The organism is Maritimibacter sp. DP1N21-5, assembly GCF_019218295.1.
In the GTDB taxonomy this organism is placed as follows: Bacteria; Pseudomonadota; Alphaproteobacteria; order Rhodobacterales; family Rhodobacteraceae; genus Maritimibacter.
Genome location: NZ_JAHUZF010000006.1, coordinates 797,430 through 822,623 on the forward strand (window position 1 = coordinate 797,430; position 25,194 = coordinate 822,623).

Here is a 25,194-nt window from a genome sequence, read left to right on the forward strand (position 1 = left end):
CGTGATGTTGCCGGAGTCCTGTCCTTTGGTTCGCTCCCGCCGGTCCCCCCTGGAAGTGGCGGTTTTCAGAGCGTTCCGTTCAAGTAGGACGGACATCCATCGCCCCATTGGACCAATCATTGCAGCTGTCGGGCTGCCGCAAAATTGCCTAAAGTCTTACGGAATCCGGTCGGAAGGTCCGGTACGGATGCTGGACGAAATGGCGGGATCGCATGCGCAAAAGGTCTGGTCCGATACGGACCTTTGTCGGGGTTTCAGGCGAAAAAGCGGCGAAAAAGGGTGCCGGGCTTTGGCAGCGGCGAATCAAGCTCAGCCTGGTGAACCAGGTCATCTTCGCGCTCGCTCTGGTGCTTGTGCTTGCCTTGTTTGCCCTGGGCAACTGGATCAACAGCCGCGCGACCTTGAGAATTCTGGAGGCGACCACCGATACGGCCGCAGTCTATCTTCAGACGGCCTTGCAACCCAACGTGCAAACCCTCGCGCAGGCCGTCGACCTGTCGCCACGCGACAGGGACGCGCTGGGCGAGATTGCGGCGCGGTTCGAGGATCAAGGGCAGTTTCTGGCGATCAAGATCTGGCGCCCGGACGGTTCGATCGTATTTGCCTCTGGCGCTGCGGCGCCCACGGATCATTCCCCCGAAGAGATCGGTCCTGCGCTGAGGGGCGAGGTTCTCGGCCGCCTTTCCGACCTGAACGACGAAGAGCACGCGAGCGAACGCCAACTGGGTGTGCGGCTCTACGAGGTCTATGCCCCGCTTTATGAAACCGGCACCGATCGCGTGCTCGCCGTGGGCGAGTTCTACCAGAATGCCGACTACGTCTCGCGCGCGTTGCTCAGTTCTGCCAAGGAAAACTGGCTCGGGTTCCTGATCGTGGGGATAGTGACATTCGTGATCTTGATCGTGATCGTGCGTCGCGCCAGCCAGAAAATCGAAGACCAGCAAGTCTTGCTCGAGAAACGCCTGCGCCAGCGGATCGAACTCAGCAGGGCCAACGAGGAATTGTCTCGCAGGATCAATGTCGCCACGCAGAATGCCATCCGGGTCGACGAGATGACGAAGAAGCGCTTCGGAGCCGAGCTGCATGACGGCGCTGCGCAGCTTCAGGGATTCATGCTTATTCGCATCGACCAGCTCGAAAAATGGGTGAAACGCCTGGGCCCTGAAGACCGTATCCAAGCCGTGGAACTGCTCGCGGACATCAGGGATTCCGCCAAGCAAAGCATGGCCGAAATCCGGGCGGTTTCGGCTGGGTTGATCGCGCCCTATCTGGACGAGAGTTCCGACCTCACCGAGACCCTGTCTGCGGTGGTGCGCAACCACGAGGCGCGCACCGGGACGACAGTGGAGGTTGATATCGAGAGGGTGGGTCTGCCTCTCAGTGACACGGCCATCCGCAACATTGCACGGATCGCCCAGGAGGCCTTGGCCAATGCCTACAAGCATGCCGCCGGCGCCGGCCAATCCCTTCTTGCCGAGATCGTCGGAGACAATCTGGTGGTACGTGTTTGCGATGAGGGACCGGGGCTTTCCGATCAGGCCGAATCGCGGGGGGAGGGCTCGCAACTCGGGGTGCTTGGCATGAAATTTCGTGCTGAATCGCTTGGTGGATCATGCATTCTGGGCAATCGTTCAACTGGTGGTGGAAAGATGGAATGCGTTCTGCCGCTTTCGAATATCAGGAAGTGACTCCCGCAAGCATGCAAAAAACTGCGCTAAAACAGTGTCTTGAGGCATGGTTTCCAATCTGAAGACAACAAGTTGCTCCGCGATTGGCAGTTTTTTTCCCGCTGATGCAGTTATACTTGCATAATGGAATCTCGGTTTTTGGGTTTCGAGTTGTTGTTTGCGGGGCTGGGGGGCCTCGTCAAGAGTTCTCGGGCAGGGGCGCATTTTCGTCCTGATGCTCCGGGTAAGGGAGTGGGTTTGTGGGGCAGAGGCATTTGTCTGTAGCGGTGGTTGATGATCACCCGTTGTTTCGCCAGGGCGTCGTATCAATTCTTGAGAGCAAGTCGATTTTTGCATCAATCCTGGAAGGCGCGAATGCTGATGACGCAGCCAGGCTCGCCCGGTTGCATCTGCCGGACCTGATGCTTCTGGACCTCGACATGCCGGGCGGTGGGATGCAGGCGCTGAAACGGGTCAGGGACGTGTCGCCGGACACCAAATGCGTGCTGCTGACGGTTTGCGATACGCCGGGCTCAGCAATCAAGGCGCTCAACGAGGGTGCGCGCGGCTACATCCTGAAAGGTGTGGGCGTTGAAGAGCTTTGCGGCGCACTGACGACGGTTCTCGACGAAGGCACGTTCGTCTCGCCGGCGTTCGCCACGACACTGTTGCGGGCCGCTCAGGTCAGAAACGCCTTGTCGACCGGTGGCGACGTTGCGTTGACGCAGCGGGAAGTGCAGGTGCTCCGCGCCTTGGAAGCGGGCGATACCAACAAGGAGATCGCCAGCAGGCTGTCGATCAGCGAGAAAACGGTCAAATTCTACATGACGAACATCATGCAGAAATTTGGCGTCAAGAACCGAGTTGCGGCGGTAATGGCCTTCCAGCGAATGTATGGCGCGAGGGAGGCCACCGCCCATCAGCCGCGGATCTAGGTGAGGGATCGCCTATCTCGCCATATTCTGGGCCATGGTGGTCGACCAGATCGGCGCCGAAGATGGATGCGTCGGCAGGTTGGCTGATGAGCTTTGTCTGCGCCCTTATAAGTCGGTCCTCGCCAACTCTGACTTGATCCCGCAGCCGCCTCGCACTCAGCTATACTGTCATCGTAGCCTGACATTTCAGTGTGTAACCAGTAACCGCCATCGGAATGATAGACCGGCTCATCATCACCAGCGGCCATCCAAGCGTATGCGTAGTAACGAAGGAGCTTTTCATCGGGACTAGCTCTGAACTCGACGTATTGCGCTCCGTCATCAGATTTGAGTTTGCTCTTTGACGGCCACATGCTCATGTTCTGAACTTCAGGTCCGGTTGGAACCGCACGCAAGTGCTGCGAGGTGCATGACGGGCTCCCTGCCTATGACCTGCTTATGGGGGAGGTCTAGAACTACAAGGACCGCCAATGGCGGTCTCGGTAAGCAGCTGTAATCTTATGGATTATTGGCTCCGGCGGTAGGGATCGAACCTACGACCAATTGATTAACAGTATCCCACGGGGGTCCTAACGGCAGATAGCGCAAGCTAGCGACAGCATACAAAGTCGTTTAAAAACAATGACTTGATGCCGTTGCGTGATAATGGCAGAATGTCCTAGGCAATCCTAGAGTGCTAGCATGGTGCTAGCATGTGCATAGGAGAACCACATGCCGAAGCTCACGAAGACCTACATCGACAAGGTGCAACTGCCCGCCTCGGGCTACGAGATTCATTGGGATGACAAGGTGGGCGGATACGGCCTGCGCGTCACCGCCAGCGGGGTCCGCGCCTTCGTCGCCCAGGGGCGGGTGAACGGGAAGGCGGTCATCATCACAATCGGCCGTTACGGCCTTTATACTGAGGCACAGGCACGCGAGAAGGCGCAGAGTCTGCTTCAGCAGATGCGCGAGGGGATCGACCCGAGGGCGGTCAAGAAGCAAGCCGAGGCCGAAAGCGTCACGCTCAAGGAGGTGTTCGACAGCTACCTGAGCCGCCCCGGCAAGCTCAAGGAGAGCACGAAGGATTGGTATCGGTTCTTCATCGAAAAGACCTTCAAGGACTGGGCCGACATGCCCGTGGTCAACATCACCCGCGACATGGTGAAGACGCGCCACGCTGAGCTGGTCAAGAACGGCCTCAAGGGGAAGAAGAGGAAGGGCGGGGCACCGGGCAGCGCCAACTCTGCGATGGTCGTCCTCCGCATCATCATGAACTATGCTGCCGATGAGCATACCCTCCCTGACGGAACGCCGCTCATCCCGCACAACCCTGTCGCCGCGATGAAGCGCCACTGGGCACCGGCAGGTGATCGGTCGATGCGCTACATCGAGTTCGACCGGGTCGGTCTAGTCTGGAATGCGCTGCACGACGCCCGCCTGACAGCCCGGAACCGCGACGCGCTGGCCGGGGTGAATTTCGTGATGTTCCTGATGACCACAGGTTGCCGCCGCTCCGAGGCCGCGCGTCTGCGGTGGAGCGACGTTCACATCGACAAGGACGACCCCGCCAAGTCGTATTGGTTCCTCGGCGACCGAAAGCAGGGCAAGCCGATCATGCTGCCGCTCTCAACCGCAACGACGAAGGTGCTTGAGGCCTGCGAGAAGGCGGACGGGAACGACCATGTTTTCCCGAGCCGTGGTAAGGCCGGGCACATCACCGATCCGCGCGCGGTGCTGGACGAGGTGGACAAGGTGGCGGGGCGCATCGTCGGGGCGCATGGGCTTCGCAAAACGCTGTCGAACATTTCGCAGCGCGAATGCCGCATCGAGAAGTTCAGAACAGATTTGCTTCTCGGCCATAAACCCGCCCAAGAGGACGTGACCAGCCGGGCGTATCTTGACCTCACCGACCTGCGGTGGCTTCACCCGGAGATCGAGCAGATCGGCGCGTGGATCGAGGAGAAGGGGCTGGTCGCGGCAGGCAAGAACGTGGTGGTGCTGGCGGATCGCGCATAGCACCCCGAAAAATGCCCGCTGTGCGCGAGGCTCGGGGTTGGCCGGGGGGTAGGGTGGCCCCCGGCGCGGGATCGCGGCTGTAGCCGCGCGCTACGCGCCGCAATTTAGCGCAACGGGTGTTAACTTCCATCCTAGAATCAATTGCTTGACCCGAATCGAACCGCGGCGTATCAAGATCAGGCGAGTTCTTAGGACATGGGTCGGGACCTCGCATCTTCCTTTCATATCTGCGGTGCATGGGCAGGCAGATGACCGTTTCAACAACGTTCATCCGTCATGGCGCGCCCAGCGGATGGCAAAGGAGACAAACATGAAAATTGAAATCACTCCCCCGTGGCTGCCGAAGCAGTTCACCATTGTCGAAGCAATTGCAGTTCTCGACGAGGCGATTCAATCGGTCTCGGAGAACTTTGATGCGGCCGATGAAGAAAGTAGCCGCCGGGTTGCGAACATCGACGATATTGTTCGTTCGGTTCTGATTGCGAGCACTTCCTTGAGGGCCAATAGGAACTAAGAAGTTCCGCCTCGCTTCAGCGGGGCGGGTTTCATCCATGTGCAGGTCGTCGTTGCCGACCTCACGAAAGCTAAGCTAGCGTAACCCTACAACCATCGTCCGCCACTACATTTAGTGGCGGACGCCCCGAGCCGGGATTGGGTCACCGCCGGTCACCAAATGGAGACCGACATGATCCAGAAAGAACCGACCTTCGAGGAATTGTGCGCTCAGTTCGCATACGTCCCTCGCAACCGCCCCCTGTCTGCCGCTGAAGTATCCGAACTGATCGGGGTTCACCCCGTGACCGTGGACCAGTGGCGTCTGCGTGGCACCGGCCCGCGCTATTTCAACCCGCGCGGCACGCGGCGTTGCTGGTATGCGGAGCCTGACGTGCTCGCGTGGCTGGCTTCGGGTGAGAAGCGCAGCACCAGCGAAACCGCTGCCTGAGCCGACCCATTTACCATGAATACGAATGCCAGCCGCCGATGTGCGGAACACAGCAAGGGTGCGCCCACCTCGGGCGTGCCTGCAATCCAGCACGGTCATAGCCGTGCCCAAGAAAAAGGGGACCGGCGCCACCCGATCCCCTCCATCAACAGGACTTTGAGCTGTGCCTCAGCCAAGTCGGACAAGAAAAGGACTGCGGCATGAGCAGTATGCGACAGGCCGGTAGGACCGGCAACGAGACCATGCACACCGATACGAAGGGGGTGCAGCATGGCTGATCAGCCTCAATGGGGGTCCGACGAATGGGTCGCCGACAACATCGTTGGGCCAACCGCCGACGCCGCGCGCGAGCGATTGGCGCTGGACCCGGAAACCCGCCGAGCGGAATACGAAGCGCGCCGGGCGGACGCAGAAGCTCGCAGGTCACGAGATGACAACGAAAAGGTCGACAAGCTGTTGGAGATGCAGCGGGAGGCCACAAAGACCGCCGAGAAGGAGCTTGAGAAGGAGCAAGTCAAAAAGGGCACGCACAGCAAGCTCCCGCCCCAGGCCGACCCGAACAGCATCGAATTGGAGTTTGCCATGTCCGACGACACCGCCAACATCACGCTGAATTATCTCCTCGACCCGTTCTTGCCCGAGCGGTGCGTGGTCGGTTTCTATGGCCGGGGGTCCAGCGCCAAGTCATCGTTCGTTGCCAGCATGGCAGCGGCCATCAGCGCGAACGCCTCCACCCTCTGGATCAGCGTTGAAGAACTGACTGACTGGATCAAGGTGCGGCATACGAAGGCGGGCGGCGCTGACAGGACGCTTCAAGTCGTGAAGGCGGTGGCTGTGAAGAAGGACCACCAAGGACGCACCATCGGCTCGAACTTCAATGTCTACGAGCACCTCGCACCCGCCATCGTGGCGGCATCCATGAGGATCCAGAACCTCCCGGCAGAGCAGCGGGTGCCCCCGCTCCGGCTCGTCGTTCTCGACACGGCGGTCGGCTTGACGACTTGGACCTCCAATGCCGGTCCCAACTCCGACGAGGGCGTCAAGAAGCTGATGGCCTACCTTCAGGGGCTTGCCGAGGCGCATAACCTGACCGTCGCGGTCATCGGGCACGCCAATAAGGGGAAGCATGACCACATTGCCGACTCCGTGATGGGCGCGACGGCGTGGGTGAACAGTCCGCGCCTCTCACTCCTGCACGCTGCGGACCAGCGTGAGGAGCACGAGTATGTCGCGGTCGTCGCCAAGACGAACCTCGCTTGGTTCGGTATCCCCTACAAGACGACCCCGGTTCACGTCCTCTACGAGCGTGCGGGCGAGATGCCCGACTCCGTTCTGGTGAAGGTGGAACCGGGCGCGATTGTGTGGGGCAGGAGGGGCATGGACGAGCTGTGGCACGATGCGACTACGATCCCGAAGGACGACGAGGGTGGCTTTGAGGACCGCCGCAAGCTGACGGTCGCTGAGATAGTGCGGAACAAGCTGGTGGAGATGGTCCATGCCGGTAAGGACCCGCACATTATGCGCGCTCAAGTCGAGTGCCAGTTGCCTGACGTGAAGGTGAACCGGGCGCAATGGGCGAAGGTGGACATGGACCTGCGCCAGTTCCCGTTCATCCACAAGGTCGAGGTTACCACAGGTTCGGGATTCAACATGATCCTCTACCGGCCCATCAGCGACGAAGTGCAGAAGTGATGCAGGCATTTCGCCGCGTAAGGCAGAGGCCGCGGCTTGTGTCGTTGTAAGCATCGCCCCCATACCCCCAAGGCCGTAACAACACTAACAACAGTTACATTCGGGTTTGCCGGCATTAAAGTCGTTGTTAGTGTTGTAACTGTTGTTAGTTGGCTGGGGGTATAGGGGCGGCCATTACAACGGCATAAGGCGGGCCCCTCCGCCTTATCATTGCTTTACCTTGGACCAAGGAGCGGGCGGATCTCTGATTCATACCATTCAGAAAAGGACTGCCTTTCGGGAGGCAGGCTCCTAAGCAGGTCCGTATCGAAACGGCGTCTCTCAAGAGTTTGGTTAGCAATGTCTTCAGGTTGAAGAAACATTATTCGACCATCTAGTATAGGCGTGAGATCCTCACCAAAATCGTAGCCAACAGCCAGGAATACGTCAGTTACTCTATGGACAACTATATAATGCCCGGCATCGTCTTGAAATTCGAGAAAATCAGTTTTTCCGTTGCCTTCCCGCGTGCCAACAAGTAGCCCGGCGGCATACGGAATAATAGTGACGAAAATAATTGCCAGCCACATGCTGTCGCCGATGAGGTCAACTATCTTTTGGTCTGCCGCTTTCTTGAGGAGCTGCTTCTGAATTCCGAGTTCTTCTTCAAAATAGCTGCTCAATGTACCGCCTCGAAGATAAGACCTGATCAATGAAAACAGAGCTACAGAAAACGCTAACATTCCTACCACAAAGAAGGTAACGGACCACCAATTGACGCCTGAGTACCGAAAGACCGGCAGAAAGAATGCAAAAATGAAAAGAATTGAGACGCGGAAGACGTAAATTATCTGGAACGACTTCGAGTAAAAAATGGACGGTAAGTGAAGAAAGTTGATGAAGAGCAATAGGAAGGCAACAAGTCCAACGCCAGCCCGAACAATGGCGTCAACCTCAACCGAAACAAAGGTTTCATCAATACCGAAAGTCCTTAAGTAGGCTCTCTGGTTTGAAAAGGTATATATATAAGACGCGACTGATAAACCCAGAAAAAGGACGGCTTCATTAGCTCGAAACAACTTACCTGTTGAAGTATCGCTTTTGGGGCCATCTGACATGTAGGTAACCTAACGAAGAGTTGGAACACTTTTGCTCACATTCGGATTGTTGGTGTCAACCGGACATTGATGATCAGCAGGCATATAGGTGGGACTTCACTTCGACCCACATATCCGCAATATGTTGGCCGACCCATTGCGCGCATGACCTAAGTAATTGGTTCACAACACTTTTCGCTCGCGGACCGAAAGCGGCTTGTCCTACCCTGCTAGCACCTCACCAGCCGCTAGCGGCATTTCATCAAGGGTTACAGGACATGAGCACCGAAGTTTCCACGCAGGTCACACCCGCGCTTCACCCGGACAACGTCAAGCACATCGACGGCTACAATGACGAGACCGCCAAGGTGCTCGGCATGACCGAGACCGCGTTCAGCACCGCCTACAACGGCATCATCAACGTGGCGAACGCGCGCGAAAAAGCCAAGACGAACCCGACTTGGAACGAAGCGCAGCAAATCATCCATACACAGGAACTGGCCGACAAGGTGATGGACACCATCTCCCGGAGCTTCGACAGCACCCGCGCCAACCTCGTGAAGGGCATCAACTTCCTTGAGGGTGAGTTGAACATGCCACTGACCGAAGCTGCGGCAGGTGCGTTCGGCAAGGAAATCCGTGACCACGTGAAGGGGCTGAACACCGGCGAGCGGCAGACCTTCATCCAGAAGCACATCGACGCGGGCGACGAACGGGTCGTCAGTGCCATACTCGGCGCGCCCCCGTTCCTGTCGGGCCTCGACGCGGACATGCAAAGCACCCTGACGCGCTTCTGGCACATGAAGCGCCAGCCCGACAAGGCCGCCCGCCTCAAGGTGATGCAGGGTGCCAGGGAACTGATCGAGACCCGCGCCGGGCTGGTGTTCAAGGAGCTTGAGAAGGCCGTCGGTATGCGCCCCGACAAGGTGCGTCTGTTGCGTCAGGCCAAGACCGAGGCCGAGAAGGCGTTCCTGCTCAAGGACGCCTGATCGCACCTGTAACATCAGAGGACAACGCATGACCGATGCATCTACACTGCCAGAGAAGGCTGGATGGTATCCGGGGATGAAGTCCCCGAACCCGGCTGGCCGCCCTGCGGGCCGCACTCCGATGGCTCAGCTACAGAAGCGGTTGCTTGAGGAAGGCCCCGCTGTGCTGGACGCGGTGCTTGAGAAGGCAAAGCAGGGCGACCCCGCCAGCGCGGGTCTCGTCCTCAGCCGCATCCTGCCGGTGCTCAAGGCGCAGGGCGAGAAGGTCAAGTTCCACCTCGACCCGTCGCTGCCGCTGGCCGCTCAGGTGGAGCAGGTGTTGGCCGCCATCGCGTCCGCACAAATTGCCCCTGACGTGGGGCGACAGATTATCGAGGCCATCGGCACGCTGGGCAACATCCGCGCGGTGGAAGAACTGGAACAGCGCATCATCACGCTGGAAGCGAAGGAGGTGGGCCGATGAGCTACATCGAGACCAAACGGAACCAAGTGCATGTCGGCAGGCCGCTGGCGACGGATACGGTTGTGGCCACATTCCTGCACGGCAGCACCGGGCCGCGCCGCCTGCTCTGCGTCCAGCCGCTCGCCAACTACCAGCGCGCGGTCAACTGGGCGCTGTCGATGGCCGACTACATGGCCGGCCCCATCGAACTGCTACCCTACGAGAGCGAGGAAGCGCTGCAACACGCGCTGTTCATGTCGGAGGTCCACCACCTCACCTTCGCATCCGACGACCCCGAGGTGAGACTGGAGGCGCGCGAACTGTTCCTGTCGCTCGCGGACTGGCCGACCATCAGGGAGCGGAGGAAGCAATGAGACAACCCGCACCGAGCATTCCATACTCAAACGCACGACCAGTCGAGTATGACCACAGTGACGATGGCGACATCACCTATGTCGACGGGAAGGCCTATCGCCGCGAGACCTCGCGCCACGACCTCGACAACACCATCACGCCCGACGAGCAGAAGGTTCTGCACCTGCGCCGTCTGGAGGAGGCCGAGTTTCGGCAAGCCCACAATGACGCAAACCTCGCTGCCGCGCTGCGCCTCGGTGAAGCGCTGCGCGTGCTGAAAGGCGAGGACTGACCACATGTCCAGCGCCCGCACCCTCCTGAATCGCGTCGCTCGGCTGGAATACGCACGAGCACCCAAGCACTCTCGCGTCGCTTGCGCCTACGGGAGCTTTGAGGCGTTCGCTGAGCAGATGCGGCAGGAGATGGCGGCGGGTGCGCTGGACCGGGACTTCCCGCTTCCGCACCTTGAGCGATGGGAGCGGGAGGGGTTGTGTTGACGGACCCCGATTGGCTGGTGGGCTACCGGGCCAAGCACCCCGCAGCCGCGCCCGCAGCCGCGACAGCGCCGCCCCCACAGCCGCAGGCCGCACCGAGCCAAGGCGGTAAGGACGGCGCGGTTGTGACTCGCGCTATAGCGCCAGCACAGACAGCGATCCGTAAAGACATCAGCCCGCAAGGTTTAAGCGAGCCGGTCTTCAAGGCATGGCCGTTTGACGGCGGCAAGTGCCGCGAGCCCGTTCTCGATCTAGATTACGACCCGCCACGCGTGGTCAGGAAGGTTGGATGGCGCGTGTGCATGTGCTGCGCCAAGCCGTTCTGGAGTGACGACACAATCCGCCAACGCTTGTGCGGTGAGTGCAAAGCGCCCCCAAGGGGGCAGAGACGAAACCCATAACCGTCGCGCGGAGTGGCAGCGACGGTGCGGCCTCGCCAGCCGCCCGAGGCATAGCGGTTCAGTTCCTCGTTAAGCTCAACAACCGCAGTCAGGGCGGGGTAACTCCTTTCCCCGTGACCTGTAGAGCGGTCCGCGTGCATGTGCAGCGGGCCGCTTTTTGCTGAGCGCTATGACTCGTGCACAGCGGCTAGCATAGCGCTAGCACGGGCCGCCAATAGCAAAACAGCCCCGTGAGAGGGGCCGCTTAAGTGCTTGCTGTAGCTAGGTAATTTGGCTCCGGCGGTAGGGATCGAACCTACGACCAATTGATTAACAGGAAAGCGTAATTGTGGTTAGTAGTGGTTAGCAGAGGTTTGCGTAAGTATACAAAACCCTTTACAGACAGGTGTTTGAGGCTCGTTTACATCAATTGGACGTTAGCGTAGGTTAACGCAAGTTAGCTGAAAAGTCTTACGCGAGTCTTACGCGAGGTTCAACGATGCCCAAAATGAAATTCACCAGAACTGCTATTGAGAAGCTGCGTCCCGACCCCGAGCGGGACACGCTGTATTGGGATACCGGTACGCGCGGCCTCGGCCTGAGGGTAACGAAGGGCGGGGTGTTCAGCTTCATCTGCCAAGGCCGGGTGCGCGGGACCACGAAGGACCGCCGCGTCACCATCGGGAGCTATGGGATTAAGGGCGGCCTGACATTGGAAGAAGCGCAGGGACGCGCGGATGACTACCGCAAGCTCTTTCAAGACGGTGTTGACCCGAACGACCTGAAGAAGAAGCACGAGGTTGAGATGGTGACGCTTGGCGCTGTGGCCAAGGAGTATCTGGCCATCGGCAACCTGAAGCCAACCACGGTCAAGTGGATCAACTACTACACCGACCGCGTGTTCGCAGACTGGAAGGACAAGCCCATCGCGTCGATCAACCGCGACATGGTGAAAGAGCGCCATGCTGAGTTGAAGCGGGGCGGCCTGCACGGCAAGAAGCCCGCACCATCCACCGCCAACGCCGCGATGGTCGTTTTGCGCACCCTCATCAACTTCGCCATCGAGGACTATACGCTGCCGGACGGCACGCAGTTGATTACCACAAACCCGGTGCATGTTCTGAACGGTAAGGGCAAGAATAAGCGGTGGGCACCCGAGGGCGACCGGACTGATCGGTATATCCCGGTGGATCGCCTTGGGGCGGTCTGGAACATGCTGCAAGAGCTGCGGCAGACAACGACGCATAGCGACACTCTGTCCGCAGTCGATCTGGTGATATTCAGTCTCCTGTGCGGTGGGCGGAAGAACGAGGGCGCGGGACTGACTTGGGATCGAGTGCATTTCGAGGACGACCCGGCGCGGTGCTACTGGCACCTCAAGGACCGGAAACAGGGCAAGCCCATTAACCTGCCGATGCCAATGCAGGCGATAGCACTGCTGAAAGAGCGGCGGCGCATGACGAATGGCGACCATGTGTTCCCAAGCCGGGGCAGGAAAGGTTATGTGACGGACCCTCGCGCGACGATGGAGAAGGTGAGCGAGGTTGCGGGGCTTCACCTTTCACTCCATGACATGCGGCGCACGTTTAGCGAAACCTCAGTAAAGGCCTGCCGCATCGAGCGGTTTCGCGGTGACCTGTTGATCGGTCATAAGCCCGACCAGCGCGATGTTGGCGCGAATAGCTATTTGGACCTGACCGATCTGCGGTGGCTTTACCCCGAGGTCCAGCAGGTTGCGGACTGGATTGAAGAACAGGCGCGCATTGCGGCTGCGAAGGCGGCGAGCGCGAATGTCGTGGACATGCAGCGCGCATAGTCGCCCCGTATCCCCCGAAAAATGCCGGCAGCAGCCGGGGATCGGGGTTTGCCGGGGGTAGGGTAGCGGCGGTTGCGGCTCGCCCTGTAGCGCGGCCCCTGCGCAAACGCTGTGTTTCGTATCCATGTGCAAAAAGCGTTTGCCGGGCGCAGGGGGCATAGGTTATCGGTAGTTATACGTGCCGCACTGGGGCGCGCCCACGAGGAAAGTTCCAGAGCCAGAACCAAGTGGAGCAAGGGTGAAAGCCCCCCAGGACACAGCTTAAACGCCCAAGACCGCGAAGGAGCGGCACGGGCAAGCTGGAGTCCTCATTATGGCCCCACAGGCTCTCAACTACGACCCCGACCAGATGCTGACGACCGAGGAAGCTGCGCCCCTCTGCGGCTACGCGGAGAGCACCATGAAGCTCAACCGTCACCTTAAACGTGGACCCAAGTTCATCAAGCTCGGAGACGGCAAGAACGCCGCTGTGCGTTACCGTCGCGGTGACATTGACGCATGGCTGACGGAGCGCACGTTCGCTTCCACCAGTGAATACAGCGCCGTGGCGCGTCATTCGCAGAGCCGTGCGCGCAACGGCATCCCCGCGCACGCCTCGCATGTCACTCCGCCGTGGCTTCGGCCGACCGTCTGAGGGTGCATACAATGTTCAGCAACCCTAACGGACTCAAGCTGCGGGCGCGTTTGCGTGCGCCCGCCACGCGAAAAGACATGCGTAAGAACCATCATGAAAAGCGGCCGGATGCTGGGGGCACCCGACCGCTGAAAGGACATTGGACAATGAACCCCACCGAGCAGGATAAGGAGCTCATGCAATGAGTATGGGAAATAACGCCGGTATCGGCAACGACGCCATGCACACGGATGTGCCCGAATACCTGGGGCCTGTGACGTGGGTGGACGTTTCGAGGATCTACGAACAGGCGGCGCGCATTGGCGAGGCTGACACGGCTGAAACCGAGGACGAGCCTGGGGTTGACCCCAACTACCATGCCGACATGCGGCGGATCATGGACAGCCGGGGGCTGTTCTTCATGGACGTTCCTGCACCTCCCGCGCCGGTGAAGCGCCGTCGCGTCACCATGCCCACGCCCGCGCCGCTGGACTGGCCGCCGGGGTTTGCAGGGGAGCTTGCGCAGTTCATCTACCGCACCGCACCGCGCCCGGTGAAAGAGGTTGCTATTGTCGCGGCCCTTGGCTTGCTGGCGGGCATCTGTGGCAAGGCATGGCATATCCCGCAGTCAGGCCTGAACCTCTACATTGTGCTCATTGCCCGTAGCGCCGTGGGTAAGGAGGCGATGCACAGCGGCATCAGCGCCATTATCCGTGCCTGTGCGCGCGAGAACCCGATGTTTCATAAGTTCGTGGACTTCACGGAATACGCATCCGGGCCAGCACTGGTGAAGGCCTGTGTGGGCAACCCCTGTTTCGTCAACGTGAGCGGCGAGTTGGGGCGCAAGATCAAGACAATGGCAGACGCTCGGTCGGACAGCCCGCAACATACCCTGCAAACGCAGCTCACCAACCTTTACCACAAATCCGGGCCTCAGGCGATCGTGGGCGGGCTGGGTTACAGCAACACCGACAACAACGTCCAGTCGGTCGCCGGGGTCAGCTACAGCGTCATTGGGGAAACGACGCCGGGGACGTTTCTTGAGTCCCTGACGAAGAACATGACGGAAAACGGCTTCGTGTCGCGCTGGCTGGTCGTCGAATACGCGGGCGAGCGCCCGCTGAAAAACGCGCGTGCCAACGTTACTCCCCCGGAGGCTATGCGACGGGCGCTTAACAACATGGCCACGCAGGCGGACTTGCTGATCGCCAAGGACCAGTCGCAGTTCGTGGAACGGGAGGTTGGGGCGGGCCTTTCGCTCGATCTGTTTAGCAACTATTGCGACGACCGCATTAACGAGAGCGGCGATGACGAAGCGCGGCGCGCCATGTGGAACCGCGCGCACCTCAAGGCGCTCAGGGTGGCCGCATTGCTGGCAGTCGCGGACAACTACAATGCGCCGGTGATCCGCCAGCAGCACGCGGACTGGGCAATCAACATTGTCCAGCGCGACATTGTGGCGTTTGCGAAGCGTCTGGACAGTGGCGACGTGGGCACCGGCGACGAGGCGCGGCAGGACAAGCTGTTCACCATCCTCCGGGAATACCTGACGCTGGAGGTGCCCGCGAGCTACAAGGTTCACCCCGAGATGAAGAAGAACGATATTGTGCCGCTGCATTACCTGCAAAAGCGGACCAAGAGGGCCGCAGCTTTCTATGACCACAGGTTCGGTGCCAACCGTGCCTTGGACGACGCGCTGGGGGCGCTGATCGCGGGCGGATACGTCATGGAGGTGCAGCGCGACAGGGTGGTTGAGGCGTATAGCTACCACGGCAAGGGGTTTCGCATTCTGCGCCTGCCCGAACCAGACTAATCGGTGAGAGGCACGGCAGATCGGTATGACCACAGTGGCACCGTGTAACGCGCGTAACATTCGCCAGTTACACGGTTTTCACCGGCATTTCCCTTCTTTTGCAGGTATTTATACAACATGTGTAACATGTAACTAGTGTAACACGGGGTATCCCATTTAGCCTTACGCTGGGGAGGGAGGCCCTTACGTAAGGCAGGGTAGCCCCACCCCCCGTAAGGCTTTTGCTCTCTCTAGGGTTACACGTTACACGGTTACACAAAGGGGCGGCCCGGGCTTTACGCGGCAGCCGGGAGCTGGCCCGCCTTACGCTTTACCAACACTCAAGGGCGGTCTGGACCCAAGCGGCTGGAACTGCATGGGTCTGGCATGTGGTTATACCGAGCGGCAAGGCGTGCGTAAGACGTTCTCACTCTTTCTTGTTTATTCCGTTTCTGAACTTGTCGACCAAGATGTTAAGGATTGGGTGAGGAACCTTTCCTTCGGGAATATCCTTCGACGGTGTCAGTTTGTCGGCAGGGTTAAAGGCGAGCTGTTCGAGAACAAGTGCAGCAATTTCACTTTCATAGCCTGCGGCTTGCTTTCTGAATCCTTCGACGGATACAGCCATTGAATACTTGTAAGCATAGTGCTCCCTCAGTCGGAACAGTGACGAGTGACGTATGGCTGAGAAGGAGACAAGCCATGCTGCCGGGAGAAGTATAATAAAACGAGCCAAGACCTGCCCCAGATATTGCCAACCACTAATCTCCGCATGCGTGTCGATTGCTGGCGCGGCACTGGCAAGCTCAGGGTAACGAGCCTGCAAGAAAGGAGCCAGAATTGGAAGGAATACATAGAGCATTAATGGGATCGCAGAGATGAAAAGAAAGGCGATGCCCACATAGAAGCTCACACGCGCCCAGAGTAGCTGCCAACCAAGTTTGCGGTGCGCTTCTGAGAAGCTGCTGGCAAGGCCCGCGACGGTCGCGCCCTTTAGCATGCTTTCGCTGCTTTCTATCAGCTCCTTTACCGCCTCCTTTTGTCCATCAAATTTGGCAAATAGACTATCCTGCTTCTCTTTCCCTAGCTCAAAGTCCTTATTTCGGTTTTCAAGTTGCCGGTCGAACGATTTGAACTTCTCCCTATACTCTTCCACCTCATTTTCTAATGATGATGCTTCGGTGTGAGCAGTTTCAATGGCGGTTTTCTTTTCAGTAGCGTCAGCGAGATATTCACCTATGGTCTTGCGATCCTTGGCGCCCTCATCCCTTGTGCGAATTGTTTCTTCAGCGGCTTCCTTGGCTTTGCTTGCTTGTGTTTCTGCGGCTGAGACTTGCTGTGAGGCTGCGGCAACTGCCTGCCTCAAAGCCTTATTCTCCTCATGCAAATTGCGGATTTGTTCACTGGATGACTCAATCAGCGACGACAGAGCATTTGCTGCTGCCTGAAAGCTGTAAGTAGAACGGGTCGGCCTAAGGACCGTCAAAACCAAATAGAACGCATCCAGTAGAGTTTCGGTGCTGTCACTGAAATTCTTGAAGTACCCTCTAAAGTCGTGGTTTTGTCCATTCGTCGTTTGGAGTTGAAAGTTGTCATAGTTGAACAACTGCATGCCGCCGCCACCTTTTATCACCTGGCGGAACTGATTTCCTAATGTGTCTAGGTGCTGTTGGGCTTCGTCTATTCTTTGCTTGAGCAGGGTTATCCTGTTGGCCGGGACCATCAGGAAGTGTTTAGAGCTTCCAAATTTGTCGGCAATCTCCGCTATAGCCGTGACTCGACTGACGCAATCAGCGAATGAAATGTCGGTTCCATGAATCGCCTTTGCAACATCGAAGCTGGGCGATGCGTCCTCGCCGGAGCTGTTGAAGAACCCAAGTAGTTCGGTTGCCGTCGAGGCTAAGTCTTTTGCGTTAAGGCTAATCTCATCAATCTTTGTCTTACGCATCACTGCTCCACACGTTTTGGGAGACTATACATCCGAAACTCCCGTTTCCTAGCGTGATGTTCTTCTGTGCCGACCGCACGAGGTTCGCTGGACCGTTTGATGTGCGGTCAGCCCGTCCACGTGACGAAGATTTGATGCAAGCAATTGATCGCAAAACAAAATCCTAGCGGACCTATTTGCGAAAGTCCTACGCTGAAACTGCAAGCATAAGTTTCACTCTGTATCCGAGGACAAAATGGCAACCGAGATTGACACCCGCGTCTCCATCGACCTTCACCCCGAAACCGTGATGAAGCTGGATGGCGTGGACGCCGACACCGCGCCCTTCATCGCCCCTGCGGTCGAAGCGTTCGAGGGCGCGTATTCCTACCTTACCAGCATCCACGAGGTGCGCGCGGCGGCGTTTGCCGACCCGACGCTGACTCCGGAAGCGGCGCTGCTCCGCACCGACGACCATGCGGCGGGCAAGTTGGCCGCTGTGACGCAGCGGTTCGACAACACCATTGCCCGGTTCACCACTACCATCAAATCGCTGGAAAGCGACCTGTCCGCGTCCGTGAAGGAACTGGCCGGCAAGGCGGTGAGTGGCGAGGTGCGGGCGCACATGAAGGCGAGCAAGGACCGCGTGAAGCTGATGGAGCAGGCGCTGGCGGAGAAGGACGACGAAGTTTTGTCCGCCGTGCTGGGCGCGCCGCCCATGCTGTCGGGACTGTCGAAGGAACTGCACGCCGTCTTCCTCCGCGCCTACAATGAGCAGCGCAAACCAGAGGCCAGCAAGCGGCTGAAGGCGCTCACGGCTGCCCGGACGCACCTTGAGAACCGGGGCGGGCTGATCCTGCGTGAGATGGAACGGGCGGTCGGCACCGTGCCAATCATCAAGCAGGACAAAGCATGTGTCTCCCGCATCGTCGGAAAGGTCACGCCCCGCGAGGTGCGTGCCGCGCGCAACGCTTCCGCCGCTGTCTACAAGAAACACGCCTGAACCGTCAGAGAGGCACCTTGATTCATGGATCAGCAAAACGATCGGGAGACCGAGGTTGAACAGCCTGACTGGCTGAAGAACTACACCCCGGCACCCGGCCCGTTGCGGGGCAACCCAAACTGGCACAAGGGCATGAGAAGCCCGAACCCAAGCGGCAAGCCTGCTGACTTTGGGGTCGCCCGCACGAAGATCACCAAGCTGCTCTTGGAGAACGCGGGCGGCATTCTGGAGCGTCAGATCGAGAAGGCGTTGGAGGGCGACAGTGCTGCGGCCCAGCTCATCCTCTCGCGCGTCATCGCTCCGCTCAAGTCCGACAGCGGGCGGGTCAAGTTCGACTTTGACGCTTCGCTACCGATCAGCGCTCAGGTCGAGAAGGTGTTGGAGGCTGTGGCCACAGGGAAGGTCAGCCCCGAGGTGGCGCAGCAAATCGTCTCCGCCATTGGCACGTTGTCGTCGGTGCGGGCGACCGAGGAGTTGGAGCAGAGGATTGTTCAACTCGAAGCCAAGGCGGTGAACTGATGAGTGTCGTTCATACAACGCGCAACATGGTGGCAGCCTACGAGATTCTTGCGGGCGACACGCATGTCGAAACATGGATTCACGGTTCGGAGGGACGCTACCTACTGCTCGTGCAGCCCATCGCCAACTACCAGAAGGCGGTGGCGTGGGCGACCAGCATGGCGGACCAGATGGCGCATCATATCGAGATCATGCCTATCTCAGCCGATGAGTATCAGCAGCGGTATGGAGGGCGGGCGCAGTGAGACGGACCCCATCGGAATTACCCTATACGGGCCGCTCGTGGGTGGATGAACCGCAACGGGTGCAGACTTATGACCACGACAACTACCGCAACCTCACCTTCCATGCAGGGCGATACTTCCGCGACGAAAGCACCATCCGCGACCCCGACTATTCGGCGAAGGCGGACGACTTGAAGGCGATACGCGAGCGGAGCGCAGAGGAAGCAGAAGATCGGCAAGCCCGCAAAGACGCGAACTTCGCCCGCGCCTTGGAGTTGGGCGCCGCGCTGAAAGTGCTGCGGGGCGAGGCATGAGCGTCCGGGGTCTCCTTGGCCGGGTTCGGCGTCTGGAAGAGGCACGGCTACCGCGACCCTCGCCATTCGTCCGCCTGTTCGGTTCATTCGCCACCTTCGAGGCGAAGTGCCTTGAGGAAATAGCGGCGGGCAAGCTGGCGAAGGACTTTCCCATCGACGCGCTGGCGCAATGGGAAACTGACGGAACGTGGCAGGCGGGACGGTAAGGGACGGACAAGGTCAATATGCCCGCGTGATTGGAGTGGCGTCACGCGGTGCAGGCTCGCCACCTGCACGAGCTTTAGGAAACCGACGCTCGCTAAACCATCGGGACCAGCTAGGGCGGGTCATCTCCTTGCCAGCGACCTAGCAAGCGGCTCGGGACATGCGTCCGGGCCGCTTTTCGTAAGCTCCTATCATCATTGAAGTATATCACGTCACGTGGCAGAGATGGTTTGCGGTGCAGCAAATTCTGCCCGTGGGGCGTGGAATCCCCTCGATGCGTAGCTCGGTCGAATTTTCGGCCGGGTGACCGTCGCGTATGTCCAGGCGCACGCTAAAGGCGGCGGTGCCTCGGGCTACGCACGAGGATTCCAACACCCGGCTTTGATCCGGGCAGCCTCTCAGATGCAGGGAGGTTGCGCCGATGGCTGCTCAAAGCTCACCGCCGATAAGGCACCAGATAACCGGCAACTCCGGGCTGAACTATGCAGCATGGCAGCTATCGCGGCGTGGTTGGCACGTCATGCCGACAATACGCAACGCACGGGGTTCCGACCTAATCATCACAGATGCCGATGAAACCGTGTTCTACGGCGTTCAGTCCAAGGCCTTGAGTAAACGCTATGCTGTGCCCCTCGGTCGGAAGATCGAGGAGCTACGCTCGGAGTGGTGGGTGATCACAATTCACGCCAATTCCGACAAGCCGACTTGCTTTGTCATGCGGAACTCTGAGGTGAGAGCGCTCGCGCAGCAAGACAAGAAGGGTGGCGCGTATTGGCTGGAGCCGACAGCATATGACCGCGACGAGTTTCGTGAGGCATGGGATCGTCTTGATGCCAAGTAGGCGGTTTGCGTTCTGATTCAGCAGCTTACACACCAGCCAGATCTACTGGCAGGTCTTACGCAAAACTTACGCAGGATTCATGAACTACTAAGACCGCCAGTGACGGTCTCAGTATGTAGCTGTTTTTATTGGGATTTTTGGCTCCGGCGGTAGGGATCGAACCTACGACCAATTGATTAACAGTCAACTGCTCTACCGCTGAGCTACGCCGGAACACGAGGGGCGATATAGCAATGCGATTCCGGGGGGGCAAGGGGGAAATTCACATTTTGCTACGGGCGGTAGCGATGCCGGTCAGGTCGGGTTCGTGCGGGGTTTCAGGTGGAACGCGGCGTTCGTTGTCAGCTTGGGCGTGGCGGTGATCCGGCCGTGACTTGCGAGGTCGATGAGGTGGGCGAAGACGTTGCGCTCCGCGGCGGGGAGGAGCTCGGGCGGGGTGTCGGTGTAGACGGCGCGGGTGATCTCGGGTAGGGTCTCGGAATGTTCGAGCGCGGCGAGAATGGCGCCCTCGCGAGCGAGGCGGTGGTCGATGAGCCAGTCCAGTCTGTCCCGGGGCGCCGTGATCGCGGGCCCGTGGGCCGGATAGTGAATACGGTCAAGCCGCGCGGCGAGCTTTCGGCAACTCTCCATGAAGGCCGTCAGGTCGCCGTCGGGCGGGGAGACGAGGGAGGAGGCCCAGGCCATGACATGGTCGCCCACGAAGACCGCGTCGCCCATCGCGAAACTCAGGTGGTTTGAGAGATGTCCGGGGGTCCATATCGCCTCGACCCGCACGCCGTCGAGGTCGAGCCGGTCGCCGTCGGCGATGATCTCGTCGGGAAAGAACTCCCAGTCGATGCCTTCGCCGCCCGACGTCATGCCCTGCGCGACGAGGTGAGCCATGACCTCGCTGCGGCCGGCCTCGGCCGGGCCGAAGGCATAGACGTCGGCGCCGGTGGCGTCCGACAGGGGCCGGGCGAGGGGGCTGTGGTCCACATGGGCATGTGTCACGAGGATATGGGCCACCCTTTCGCCCGGTTGGAGCCCGGCGAGAAGGGCCTGCGCATGGCTTTCGACCATCGGACCCGGGTCGATCACCGTCACGTTGCCTTCGCCCAGCACGAAGGTGTTCGTGCCCCAATAGGTCATGGGCGAGGGGTTCGGCGCGATGATCCGGCGGATGCCGGGTTCGAGCTCTTCGAGGATGCCGTGCGGCGGCATGTCGTGGGGGATGTCCATGGGCGGATGGAAGACCGACGGCCCGGGATTGGCAAGCCTCTTCGTCTGAAAAACAGCCTGATGCCAGTCTCCTGGCCGCGCGAACACCGGGGCCGATGCCCAAGGTCCGGGAGCGGTCTGGTAGGCCCGGAGGGACTTGAACCCCCAACCAAGGCGTTATGAGCGCCCTGCTCTAACCATTGAGCTACAGGCCCACCATGGGCGCGATCCCGCGGGGGCGCCGTGGCGATGTGAGTATCCAGAGGCGCGCGAGGGGTCAAGCGTCTGGCGCCCGCACGTAGCACTTGCCGATGCCTCGCGTGCAAGTGGCGTTGCCTTTGGCGGCGTCAAGGGGTAGGCGAGGGTCAATCAAATGGGGGCTGCCATGACCGATACGAAAACCTCGATCACCTATGCCGATGCGGGCGTCGATATCGACGCGGGCAATGCGCTTGTCGACCGGATCAAGCCGGCGGCGAAGCGGACCAATCGGCCGGGCGTCATGTCGGGTCTCGGCGGCTTCGGGGCGCTCTTCGATCTCAAGGGTGCGGGTTACAAGGACCCGGTGCTGGTGGCGGCGACGGATGGCGTGGGCACCAAGCTGCGGATCGCGATCGACACCGGTAACGTGGACACGATCGGGATCGACCTCGTCGCGATGTGCGTGAACGACCTGGTCTGTCAGGGCGCGGAGCCTTTGTTCTTCCTCGACTATTTCGCCACCGGCAAGCTTGCGGTGGACGACGCGGCCCGGATCATCGAAGGCATCGCCGAGGGCTGTGCCCAGTCGCGCTGCGCGCTGATCGGAGGCGAGACCGCCGAGATGCCGGGGATGTATCAAGACGGCGATTTCGACCTTGCGGGTTTCGCCGTCGGCGCGATGGAGCGGGGTAGCGATCTTCCCCAGGGCGTGGCCGAGGGCGACGTGTTGCTAGGACTTGCCTCGAACGGCGTGCATTCCAACGGCTATTCGCTGGTGCGCAAGCTGGTCGAGGTATCGGGGCTGGGCTGGGATGCCGATTGTCCCTTTGGCGAGGGCACGCTTGGCGAGGCGCTCCTGGCGCCGACGCGGCTCTACGTGACGCAAGTGCTGGAGGCGATCCGGCAGGGAGGCGTCCATGCGCTGGCCCATATCACCGGCGGCGGGCTGACCGAGAACCTGCCGCGCGTGTTCCCCGAGGGTCTTCAGGCGCTCGTTGATCTCGACGCCTGGACGCTGCCGCCGGTCTTCAAGTGGCTGGCCGAGACCGGCGCCATGGAAGAGCGCGAAATGCTCAAGACCTTCAACTGCGGCATCGGGATGGTGCTGGTCGTCGATCCGGCGCAGGCGGGTGCGGTGAAATCCACGCTCGAGGCGGCGGGCGAGACGGTCTACCAGATCGGGCGCATGAACGCGGGCGAGGGCGTGGGCTACCTCGGATCGCTCCTGTGAAGCGCGTCGCGATCCTGATTTCCGGGTCGGGATCCAACATGGTGGCGCTCGCCGAGCATATGCTGGCGGGCACGGTGGCGCGTCCGGTGCTGGTCCTGTCCAACGTGCCGGGGGCCGGGGGGCTCGCCAAGGCCGAGGCGCTGGGGATACCCACGGCGGTCGTGGATCACCGCGACTTCGCCGGGGACCGCGCGGCCTTCGAGGCGGCCCTGATCAACACGGTCGACCATTCCGCGCCGGATGCGATCTGCCTCGCCGGCTTCATGCGCATTCTCACGCCGAAGTTCATCGGACACTACGAAGGACGGATGCTCAACATCCATCCCTCGCTTCTTCCAAAATACAAAGGTCTTCACACCCACGACCGCGCCATCGAGGCGGGCGATGCCGAGGCCGGCTGTTCGGTGCACGAGGTGACGGCGGATCTCGACGGGGGGCCGGTTCTGGGTCAGGCGCGGGTGCCGGTGCTTGCGAAAGACGGGCCCGAGGATCTGGCGGCACGGGTGCTGCCGATGGAGCACAGGCTTTATCCCATGGTTCTGGAGCGGTTTCTGGCGGGAGACAGGTCGCGGATCGACCTGTCGTCGTCTCTTTCAATCAACGACGTTTCGCCGTAAACGGGACGGCGACGTGCAAAAAAGAACATCCGAATGAAGACGATTACGACGACCGAGGCGCTTGCCGACTACTGCAAGCGTGCAGCCAGTTTCCCTTACGTCACGGTGGACACGGAGTTCCTGCGCGAGCGGACCTATTACTCCAAGCTCTGCCTCGTTCAGCTTGCCGTGCCGGGCAAGGACGACACCGAGGATGCCGTGCTGGTCGATCCGCTGGTCGAGGGATTGTCGCTCGAGCCGCTTTACGAGCTCTTCCGCGATGAGGGCGTGGTCAAGGTGTTCCACGCGGCGCGTCAGGATCTGGAGATCTTCTGGGTCGAGGCGGGGGTGTTTCCCGTGCCGCTTTTTGACACGCAGGTGGCCGCTATGGTCGCGGGCTTCGGCGATCAGGTCGGATACGAGACGCTGGTGCGCAAGGTTTGCCGGGCGTCGCTCGACAAGTCGAGCCGTTTCACGGACTGGTCGCGCCGGCCCTTGACCGATGCGCAGAAGAAATACGCCATCGGCGACGTCACCTATCTGCGCGAGATTTACGAGTTCCTGAAGGCCGAGCTCGACAAGTCGGGGCGCGAGAAATGGGTGCGCGAGGAACTGTCGGTGCTGACCGATCCCTCGACCTATGACATTTCGCCGCGCGAGGCCTGGCGCCGGGTGAAGACGCGGACCAATTCGGGGCGGTTCCTGTCCGTGGTGCGGGAACTTGCGGCCTTCCGCGAGGACTATGCCCAGACCCGCAATATCCCCCGAAGCCGTGTCTACAAGGACGACGCGCTGATGGAGCTGGCCTCGACCAAGCCCAAGGATCTGGCCGAGCTTGGCCGGTCGCGGCTTCTCCTGCGAGAGGCACGCAAGGGCGAGATTGCGGATGGTATCCTCGCCGCTGTCCAAGCCGGGCTGGCCTGTCCGCAGGACGATCTGCCCCAGGTCGAAAGCGACGGACGCGACAAGCTTCAGGTGAACCCGGCACTCGCCGACCTTCTGCGCGTGCTCCTGAAGGCGCGGTGCGAGGAGGCCGGCGTTGCCCAGAAGCTGGTCGCCTCGGCGGCCGATCTCGATATGCTCGCGGCCGGGCGCAAGGACGTGCCGGCGGTCAAGGGCTGGCGTGCCGAGGTCTTCGGCAAGGATGCGCTGCGGCTTTGCAAGGGCGAGCTGGCGCTTGGCGTCAAAGGCTCGAGCGTGCGGGTGATCGTGGTCTGAGGCTTGCACAGATGCCGTGAAGCGGTGTCCCGCCCGGGGTCAGCGCCGGCCCGACGACAGGCTGTTGGTCGCGCCGACCACCCGGATCGTGCGCGTGTCGCCCAGACGGACATCCGAGACATAATGCGCAACGGTGATGGTGCGGGAATAGGGCGTGCCCTGACGTTCCTGCCAGACCGGGGGGGCTACCTTGAAGGTATAGGTCATGACACCATTGTCCGGCTGTTCGTTATTCTCGGCCACGAGATCGGCGTCCCAGTAGCCCAGCGTCGCCGGCACACCTTCGGCCCGAATGATGACGCCACCGGAAGCGCGTTCGACGGCCAGCCGCGTGACCTGCTGGATCGGACCACGATAATCCTGTCCCGCGTAATCCCAGCCTTCTTCCGGCTCGAGCACGACGAGCTGCGTGTCGGACTTGGGTCCGAAGAGATTGAGGGGATTGAAACCGCCGCCGCCCGAACAGCCGGAAAGCGCAACCAGTAGCGTGGTGGTGGCGATGGCACGGAAAATCATGTGTGTCCCCCT

Annotated in this window: 26 protein-coding genes and 2 tRNA genes; 22 read left to right on the forward strand and 6 right to left on the reverse strand. The window is 60.3% G+C overall.

Going from position 1 to position 25,194, the window contains the following annotated elements; translation table 11 throughout:
- The first annotated feature begins 212 nt into the window (after window positions 1-212).
- From KJP29_RS11560 to KJP29_RS11585, 6 genes are all read left to right on the forward strand, one after another.
- On the forward strand, window positions 213-1,688 hold the full coding sequence (locus tag KJP29_RS11560; protein ID WP_218463707.1) for a sensor histidine kinase: 1,476 nt from the start codon (window positions 213-215) through the stop codon (window positions 1,686-1,688).
- Window positions 1,689-1,942: 254 nt separating this feature from the next.
- Window positions 1,943-2,602 (forward strand): response regulator transcription factor, encoded by a 660-nt coding sequence (locus KJP29_RS11565; RefSeq protein ID WP_218463708.1) that lies wholly within the window; start codon window positions 1,943-1,945, stop codon window positions 2,600-2,602.
- A 711-nt stretch (window positions 2,603-3,313) separates the two neighbouring features.
- Entirely contained in the window at window positions 3,314-4,600 is a 1,287-nt protein-coding gene (locus tag KJP29_RS11570) for an integrase family protein (RefSeq protein ID WP_218463709.1), read from the forward strand.
- 310 nt (window positions 4,601-4,910) lie between these two features.
- Complete coding sequence (locus KJP29_RS11575; RefSeq protein WP_218463710.1) at window positions 4,911-5,114, forward strand: hypothetical protein; 204 nt, start codon at window positions 4,911-4,913, stop codon at window positions 5,112-5,114.
- A gap of 171 nt (window positions 5,115-5,285) precedes the next feature.
- Window positions 5,286-5,543 carry an AlpA family transcriptional regulator gene (locus KJP29_RS11580; RefSeq protein WP_218463711.1) on the forward strand — a complete coding sequence of 86 codons (258 nt, stop codon included), beginning with the start codon at window positions 5,286-5,288 and terminating at the stop codon, window positions 5,541-5,543.
- Between the two features lie 270 nt (window positions 5,544-5,813).
- A complete protein-coding gene (locus tag KJP29_RS11585; RefSeq protein ID WP_218463712.1) occupies window positions 5,814-7,235 on the forward strand; it encodes an AAA family ATPase in 1,422 nt (473 codons plus the stop codon).
- A gap of 215 nt (window positions 7,236-7,450) precedes the next feature.
- Here the strand turns inward: KJP29_RS11585 and KJP29_RS11590 are convergent, their stop codons facing one another.
- The gene (locus KJP29_RS11590) at window positions 7,451-8,332 is read right to left on the reverse strand and encodes a hypothetical protein (protein WP_218463713.1); all 882 of its coding nucleotides are present in this window, start codon (window positions 8,330-8,332) and stop codon (window positions 7,451-7,453) included.
- A 257-nt stretch (window positions 8,333-8,589) separates the two neighbouring features.
- On the opposite strand from KJP29_RS11590, the gene KJP29_RS11595 reads away from it, so the two are divergent.
- The 7 genes from KJP29_RS11595 (at window position 8,590) to KJP29_RS11625 (ending at window position 15,212) form a co-directional block, all read left to right on the forward strand.
- Window positions 8,590-9,300 (forward strand): hypothetical protein, encoded by a 711-nt coding sequence (locus KJP29_RS11595; protein WP_218463714.1) that lies wholly within the window; start codon window positions 8,590-8,592, stop codon window positions 9,298-9,300.
- Between the two features lie 28 nt (window positions 9,301-9,328).
- Window positions 9,329-9,763: a hypothetical protein gene (locus KJP29_RS11600; protein WP_218463715.1), complete on the forward strand. Its 435-nt coding sequence runs from the start codon at window positions 9,329-9,331 to the stop codon at window positions 9,761-9,763.
- Entirely contained in the window at window positions 9,760-10,116 is a 357-nt protein-coding gene (locus KJP29_RS11605; RefSeq protein WP_218463716.1) for a hypothetical protein, read from the forward strand. The genes KJP29_RS11600 and KJP29_RS11605 overlap by 4 nt, the downstream gene beginning before the upstream one ends.
- Window positions 10,113-10,388 carry a hypothetical protein gene (locus tag KJP29_RS11610; RefSeq protein ID WP_218463717.1) on the forward strand — a complete coding sequence of 92 codons (276 nt, stop codon included), beginning with the start codon at window positions 10,113-10,115 and terminating at the stop codon, window positions 10,386-10,388. Before KJP29_RS11605 ends, KJP29_RS11610 begins: the two co-directional genes overlap by 4 nt.
- Before the next feature lie 1,090 nt (window positions 10,389-11,478).
- Entirely contained in the window at window positions 11,479-12,786 is a 1,308-nt protein-coding gene (locus KJP29_RS11615; RefSeq protein WP_218463718.1) for an integrase family protein, read from the forward strand.
- Window positions 12,787-13,099: 313 nt separating this feature from the next.
- Entirely contained in the window at window positions 13,100-13,420 is a 321-nt protein-coding gene (locus KJP29_RS11620; RefSeq protein WP_218463719.1) for an AlpA family transcriptional regulator, read from the forward strand.
- 181 nt (window positions 13,421-13,601) lie between these two features.
- Window positions 13,602-15,212, forward strand: coding sequence for a DUF3987 domain-containing protein (locus KJP29_RS11625; protein WP_218463720.1), 1,611 nt, complete (start codon window positions 13,602-13,604; stop codon window positions 15,210-15,212).
- A gap of 406 nt (window positions 15,213-15,618) precedes the next feature.
- On the opposite strand, the gene KJP29_RS11630 is transcribed toward KJP29_RS11625, so the two are convergent.
- Window positions 15,619-17,139: a hypothetical protein gene (locus tag KJP29_RS11630; protein WP_218463721.1), complete on the reverse strand. Its 1,521-nt coding sequence runs from the start codon at window positions 17,137-17,139 to the stop codon at window positions 15,619-15,621.
- A gap of 235 nt (window positions 17,140-17,374) precedes the next feature.
- Between KJP29_RS11630 and KJP29_RS11635 the strand changes: the two genes are divergently transcribed.
- The 6 genes from KJP29_RS11635 (at window position 17,375) to KJP29_RS11660 (ending at window position 20,223) form a co-directional block, all read left to right on the forward strand.
- Entirely contained in the window at window positions 17,375-18,121 is a 747-nt protein-coding gene (locus KJP29_RS11635) for a hypothetical protein (protein ID WP_218463722.1), read from the forward strand.
- A gap of 24 nt (window positions 18,122-18,145) precedes the next feature.
- A complete protein-coding gene (locus tag KJP29_RS11640; protein ID WP_218463723.1) occupies window positions 18,146-18,640 on the forward strand; it encodes a hypothetical protein in 495 nt (164 codons plus the stop codon).
- A complete protein-coding gene (locus KJP29_RS11645) occupies window positions 18,640-18,885 on the forward strand; it encodes a hypothetical protein (RefSeq protein ID WP_218463724.1) in 246 nt (81 codons plus the stop codon). Before KJP29_RS11640 ends, KJP29_RS11645 begins: the two co-directional genes overlap by 1 nt.
- A complete protein-coding gene (locus KJP29_RS11650; RefSeq protein ID WP_218463725.1) occupies window positions 18,882-19,178 on the forward strand; it encodes a hypothetical protein in 297 nt (98 codons plus the stop codon). Before KJP29_RS11645 ends, KJP29_RS11650 begins: the two co-directional genes overlap by 4 nt.
- Window positions 19,175-19,384 carry a hypothetical protein gene (locus tag KJP29_RS11655; protein ID WP_218463726.1) on the forward strand — a complete coding sequence of 70 codons (210 nt, stop codon included), beginning with the start codon at window positions 19,175-19,177 and terminating at the stop codon, window positions 19,382-19,384. Before KJP29_RS11650 ends, KJP29_RS11655 begins: the two co-directional genes overlap by 4 nt.
- A 419-nt stretch (window positions 19,385-19,803) precedes the next feature.
- Window positions 19,804-20,223 (forward strand): hypothetical protein, encoded by a 420-nt coding sequence (locus KJP29_RS11660; RefSeq protein WP_218463727.1) that lies wholly within the window; start codon window positions 19,804-19,806, stop codon window positions 20,221-20,223.
- A 138-nt stretch (window positions 20,224-20,361) separates the two neighbouring features.
- On the opposite strand, the gene KJP29_RS11665 is transcribed toward KJP29_RS11660, so the two are convergent.
- The 3 genes from KJP29_RS11665 to KJP29_RS11675 form a co-directional block, all read right to left on the reverse strand.
- Window positions 20,362-20,436, reverse strand: a tRNA-Asn gene (locus KJP29_RS11665).
- 81 nt (window positions 20,437-20,517) lie between these two features.
- Window positions 20,518-21,441, reverse strand: a complete 924-nt coding sequence (locus KJP29_RS11670; protein ID WP_218463728.1) for an MBL fold metallo-hydrolase — start codon at window positions 21,439-21,441, stop codon at window positions 20,518-20,520.
- Window positions 21,442-21,559: 118 nt separating this feature from the next.
- A tRNA-Ile gene (locus KJP29_RS11675) sits at window positions 21,560-21,635 on the reverse strand.
- Between the two features lie 170 nt (window positions 21,636-21,805).
- Here KJP29_RS11675 and purM point away from each other — a divergent pair.
- From purM to rnd, 3 genes are read left to right on the forward strand one after another with little or no spacing between them, the layout of a single operon-like run.
- The gene (purM, locus tag KJP29_RS11680; protein ID WP_218463729.1) at window positions 21,806-22,852 is read left to right on the forward strand and encodes a phosphoribosylformylglycinamidine cyclo-ligase; all 1,047 of its coding nucleotides are present in this window, start codon (window positions 21,806-21,808) and stop codon (window positions 22,850-22,852) included.
- Complete coding sequence (purN, locus tag KJP29_RS11685; RefSeq protein ID WP_218463730.1) at window positions 22,849-23,469, forward strand: phosphoribosylglycinamide formyltransferase; 621 nt, start codon at window positions 22,849-22,851, stop codon at window positions 23,467-23,469. Before purM ends, purN begins: the two co-directional genes overlap by 4 nt.
- 33 nt (window positions 23,470-23,502) lie before the next feature.
- Entirely contained in the window at window positions 23,503-24,666 is a 1,164-nt protein-coding gene (gene rnd, locus KJP29_RS11690; protein ID WP_218463731.1) for a ribonuclease D, read from the forward strand.
- Between the two features lie 39 nt (window positions 24,667-24,705).
- Here the strand turns inward: rnd and KJP29_RS11695 are convergent, their stop codons facing one another.
- Window positions 24,706-25,182, reverse strand: coding sequence for a hypothetical protein (locus KJP29_RS11695; protein WP_218463732.1), 477 nt, complete (start codon window positions 25,180-25,182; stop codon window positions 24,706-24,708).
- Between the last annotated feature and the right edge of the window lie 12 nt (window positions 25,183-25,194).